This window comes from Blautia sp. CGZ-1-C1, from assembly GCF_056504575.1.
In genome coordinates this window covers 1-4916 of record NZ_JBWLUT010000193.1, presented here as the reverse complement: position 1 = coordinate 4916, position 4916 = coordinate 1, and the positions used below count along the sequence as shown (strand labels likewise).

Sequence of the window (4916 nt, the reverse complement as noted above, 5' to 3'; positions counted from 1 at the left end):
GGTTTATGCATTACAGGGAAATGCAGAGAATATGGTATCTATTCCACCGGCAGCATATTCAGGATGGGAAATGTCTATTTTGAAAGATCTGGCTCCGGAACTGGAAGATGTAGATACTACAATGGTAAATGATGACTTTTCAGTAAATGTAGAAGCTCTTGCAGATGCAGATGTGGATTTAGTACTGAACTGGGATTCAGAGACTGACCAGGCAGAGCAGTTAAAGGCATTGGGAATTCCATGTGTACTTGTGTCTTCTGCAAAAGATATGGACGGCCTGAAAAGTCTGGTTACTATGCTGGGAGATGCATTAAACTGTGAGGATCGTGCAAAACAGGTAACAGACTGGTATGATGAAACTATGGATTATTTTAACAGCAAGGCAGATGAGGTTGCTGCTTTATCAGAGGATGAAATGCCAAGAGTTCTTCATTTCCAGAATGTACATGAGATGACCTGCTATACAGGTGGGATTAATACTTATATTACAACACTTGAAGGTGGACAGAATTTCACACTTCCTGAAGACATTACAGAACCTTCAATGGAAACAATCCTAGAATATGATCCGGAGATTATTTTTATCAGTAATTTCGATGATGTAACTCCGGAAGATTTCTATGAGAACAAACTGGAAGGACAGGATTGGAGTAACGTGAGTGCTGTTAAAAATCATAAGGTTTATAAAGTTCCATGTGGATTATACCGCTGGGCTCCGCCAAATGCATTTGAAAAACCACTTTATATGAAATGGACAGCATCCATTGTACAGCCGGAAATCTTTTCTGATTATGATATCAGAACAGAAATCAGCGATTTCTATAAAGATTATTATGGATATGAGCTCAGTGATGAGCAGTTGGACAGCCTTTTGAGATTGGATTTAAATAAATAAACAGAAAAGAGACAATTACATTGAAGGATAACAAAAAACATAAAAAAGCAGAGTATGGAATACTGATTACCGGACTGATCATACTGTTGGCAGCTACATTTGTCATTGCGTTGTGTGCAGGACAGTACAGTGTTTCTGTTCCGGAAGTGACCAAGATACTTGCATCCCGATTTGTAAATGTGACAAAGACATGGAGTAACACGGCAGAAGGCGTAGTATTTACACTACGCCTTCCACGTATTATAGGAGCAGTGTTAGTTGGCAGTGCATTATCCTTATCAGGAGCTGCTTATCAGGGAGTATTTAAGAATCCGCTGGTTGCACCGGATCTCCTGGGTGTTTCTTCTGGCGCATGTGTAGGTGCATCAGTGGCAATTTTGTTACATTTAAATTCATTTGGTGTGCAGGCAATGGCATTTGTGGCGGGGATTTTAGCAGTTGGACTTACTTTATTTATTCCACACCTGATAAAAAATACGAATATGACAATGTTGGTATTGTCAGGAATTATCGTCAAAGGAATCATGGATTCTGTAATGGGAATCATCAAATATGTTGCAGATCCGGAGACAGAACTGCAGTCTATTACTTACTGGCAGTTGGGCAGCCTGACAAAGGTATTGCCGAAAGATTTGTTTACTGTAGGACCGGTGATCGTTACAGCATCAGTGATTATTTTTCTCCTTAGATGGAGGATTAATATTCTTTCGCTGGGAGACAGAGAAGCAAAGACACTGGGCGTTTCAGTTACAATTGTTCGAAACTTTATTATAATCTGTGCGACATTACTGACTGCATCTGCAGTATGTATCAGTGGAACGATTGGATGGATCGGACTTGTGATTCCGCATTTTGCACGAATGCTTACAGGTCCGGATAATACGAAAGTGATTCCCGCCAGTATTTTAATGGGAGCTATTTTTATGGTAGTCATTGATACTCTGGCAAGAGCTTTGACAAGTGTAGAACTTCCGCTGAGTATTCTGACAGGAATTATTGGTGCACCATTTTATATTATTATACTTGCCAGACAAAGGATGAAATTATCATGATATTAGATGTACAGGATTTATCATTTCGATATAGTAAAAATGCGAAACCTATTTTTCATAATGTAAATTTCCAGATGGAAAAGGGAGAAATTCTCACAATTCTTGGTGCCAATGGTGCCGGAAAATCAACGCTTTTAAATTGTCTGGCAAATATTTTGGAGCCTTGTTCTGGAAAGATTCTGGTAAATGGAGCCTCTATTCATGACATGAGTCTGAAAAAAGCTGCACAGCTGATTGGTTATGTACCGCAGAATCATGCGCCGGTATATGACTATTCAGTGAGAGATTTTATAGTCATGGGAAGGGCTCCGCATCTGGGAATGCTGGAAAAGCCATCAGGAAAGGACTATGCAATCGTGGATGAAGTTATACAGGAACTGGGAATTGAAAAGCTTGCTGATAAAGCATATACACAGATCAGTGGCGGAGAACGACAACAGGCACTGATCGGACGTGCGATTGCACAGCAGCCTGAGATTATTATGTTTGATGAACCGACAAATCATCTTGATTATGGAAATCAGCTTCGTATGGTTCATAAGATAAAGAATCTTTCTAAGAAAGACTATACGGTTATTATGACAACCCATATGCCGGATCATGCAATGATGATAGGCGGAAAAACAGCTATCCTTGGCAGGGATGGAACATTGAAAGTAGGAAAGACAGAAGAAATTATTACAGAAAAGAAACTTGAGGAACTTTATCAGGTAAAAACCCGAATTGTATATATTCCAGAAGTTGGAAGAAAGGTTTGTGTGGTAGCAGAACAATGAAAACCAGAAGAGTTGCTTTTTATGGTAAAGGTGGGATTGGGAAATCAACGATTGCTTCTAATGTATCTGCATTACTGGCTATGCAAGGGAAAAAGGTTCTGCATATAGGATGTGACCCCAAGGCAGATTCTACCAGACTTTTGTGTAAAGAACGGATAAAAACAGTTCTTGAGGTACTTGAAGAAAAAGATTATCCGGAGAGAGATGATCTGGTGTACAGATCAGAATCCGGTGTCTGGTGTGTGGAATCCGGTGGTCCGGAAGCTGGAAACGGATGTGCTGGTATGGGAATCATTACTGCCATGAAAGAGCTGGAACGTCTCGGAGTGCTTGAGGAAGACTGGGATGTAATTATTTATGATGTTCTGGGAGATGTGGTATGTGGCGGATTTTCCGTGCCAATGAGACAGGGATATGTAGATAAAGTTTATATTGTATCTTCTGCGGATTTTATGTCTTTATATGCTGCAAATAATATATTAAAGGGTGTTGTGAGCTATTCAGATGAAAGAAATCTGCTGGGAGGCTTGGTATTTAATCATATTCGCGAGCAGGAAGAAGAATGTATAGCAGAGGAGTTTACAAACCGGGTTAAAGGAAGAATGGCAGCAATTATCAGAGAAAGTAAAGAACTGAAGCTGGCTGATTTCAGAAAAGAGATTTATACTCAGAATATGTCAGCTTCAGATAGTGAAAATTGGAAAGCGTTTTGCAGACTTTCAGAAGATATTTGCAGGACAGATGAGAGAAGCGTAAGCATATCACAAAATAAAGCAGAGGAAGCACTTCCCATTCCATTAAATGTAGATGAGATAGAAAAATTTGGTATGGAACTGAGCAGGAAATTGGATAAATTATGAGAGGTTTTGAAATTGAGAGAACATTGGACGAGGATACCTGTTCAATGGAAACGCTACCGGAAAAAATTCTGAAAGTCCCGGGAATCGCACTTGTAGCAGCCGGCACTCCTGCATGTCTGATAAGTCTGTACGATTCAGCGGAAAGAATCAATACACTGGATCGTTTATTTCTTTGCCAAATATCTCCTGTAGAGTACAGCTTGGGAAAACAGGGAAAGAAAATATGGCAGGCAGTAGAACAGGCAGCAAATACAGAAGGAATCAGAGGAGTGATTATATATTCTTCCTGTATGGAAGTTCTGACAATGTGGGATTTTCAAAGAGAAAGAAAGAAAATCCAATGTAAAGTACCGGTGGAAATTCTGTACAGAGGACCACTTGTGAAAAGACTGGTTGCACCATTAGAAGAATTGAAACTGATTTTTAATAGATGGAATATTGAAATTGATGAGTTAAATGAAAAGAAGATCCATAGTTTGAAAAGTACGGGTTCAGAGGAATCTTTATGTGAAAAAGTAAATATAAATAGAAATATGCATGCAGTCGAATCATTTGAAATTCAGGAACCTTATTTTATACAGGAAATCAGGAATTTTGCAAATAAAGAATGCGATATCTTACTATTTACCCCAGGCGGCTGCACCAGTTCTCTGAAACGTCTGCCAATCAATAACCTAAAAAATGTATGGAACACAAGATTTAATGACTATGTTCTCAGTCAGGGAAACATTACTCAGATTTCACAGGAAATAAAACAAAAATTCCCACAAAACAGACCGCTTTATCTGTTGGAGGCAGCAATACCAAGATTTACAGGAATTAATCTGGATAAGATTGCAGATAATCTCAGGAAGGCAGGAAAGGAAGTTTATTATATTCCGGATCCGGAAAACAAATATAGATAAAATAGAGGCACATTGGGGTCGGATTCTGGAAGGCACTGGAAGAACATTTCTCTTAATCAGATTACAGACTTTAAAGAAGGATACTCATAACTATTTGTGTACATATATTCAGGCGCACAATCGATTTCTTCATCCAGCCATGTAACAACCCCATCTACCACTTTACAGTTTTTAAAAATATGTTCATCAGACAACGGTGTAAACACTGGACCTGTTAAAATAGTAGCATCAAAAAGGCGCTGCTCACCTGTAGAAAATGTAAGAATCATCATCATATCATCCAATGGTTTCGCTGATACTATTTGAACATTTTCTATCTTTTCACTGGCATATACAATTCCATTTAACGAAAACATACCCATTCCTCCTACTGTAATGGCTTAATCTTATCAAAATATTCTCCCTGACTGCTTTACTTCATAGGGTTA

6 protein-coding genes are annotated in these 4916 nt (G+C 38.9%); 5 read left to right on the top strand and 1 reads right to left on the bottom strand.

The window, feature by feature from the left end:
- From AC058W_RS17355 to AC058W_RS17335, 5 genes are all read left to right on the top strand, one after another.
- On the top strand, positions 1–895 hold an 895-nt coding region (locus tag AC058W_RS17355), incomplete at its 5' end, for an ABC transporter substrate-binding protein (protein ID WP_479390426.1).
- 20 nt (positions 896–915) lie between these two features.
- A complete protein-coding gene (locus AC058W_RS17350; RefSeq protein WP_479390425.1) occupies positions 916–1947 on the top strand; it encodes a FecCD family ABC transporter permease in 1032 nt (343 codons plus the stop codon).
- Entirely contained in the window at positions 1944–2723 is a 780-nt protein-coding gene (locus AC058W_RS17345) for an ABC transporter ATP-binding protein (protein WP_479390424.1), read from the top strand. The genes AC058W_RS17350 and AC058W_RS17345 overlap by 4 nt, the downstream gene beginning before the upstream one ends.
- Positions 2720–3583 (top strand): nitrogenase iron protein NifH, encoded by an 864-nt coding sequence (locus AC058W_RS17340; protein WP_479390423.1) that lies wholly within the window; start codon positions 2720–2722, stop codon positions 3581–3583. The genes AC058W_RS17345 and AC058W_RS17340 overlap by 4 nt, the downstream gene beginning before the upstream one ends.
- On the top strand, positions 3580–4488 hold the full coding sequence (locus AC058W_RS17335; protein WP_118247053.1) for a hypothetical protein: 909 nt from the start codon (positions 3580–3582) through the stop codon (positions 4486–4488). The genes AC058W_RS17340 and AC058W_RS17335 overlap by 4 nt, the downstream gene beginning before the upstream one ends.
- Positions 4489–4544: 56 nt before the next feature.
- On the opposite strand, the gene AC058W_RS17330 is transcribed toward AC058W_RS17335, so the two are convergent.
- A complete protein-coding gene (locus tag AC058W_RS17330; RefSeq protein ID WP_118247054.1) occupies positions 4545–4844 on the bottom strand; it encodes a DUF2442 domain-containing protein in 300 nt (99 codons plus the stop codon).
- Positions 4845–4916 lie beyond the last annotated feature (72 nt).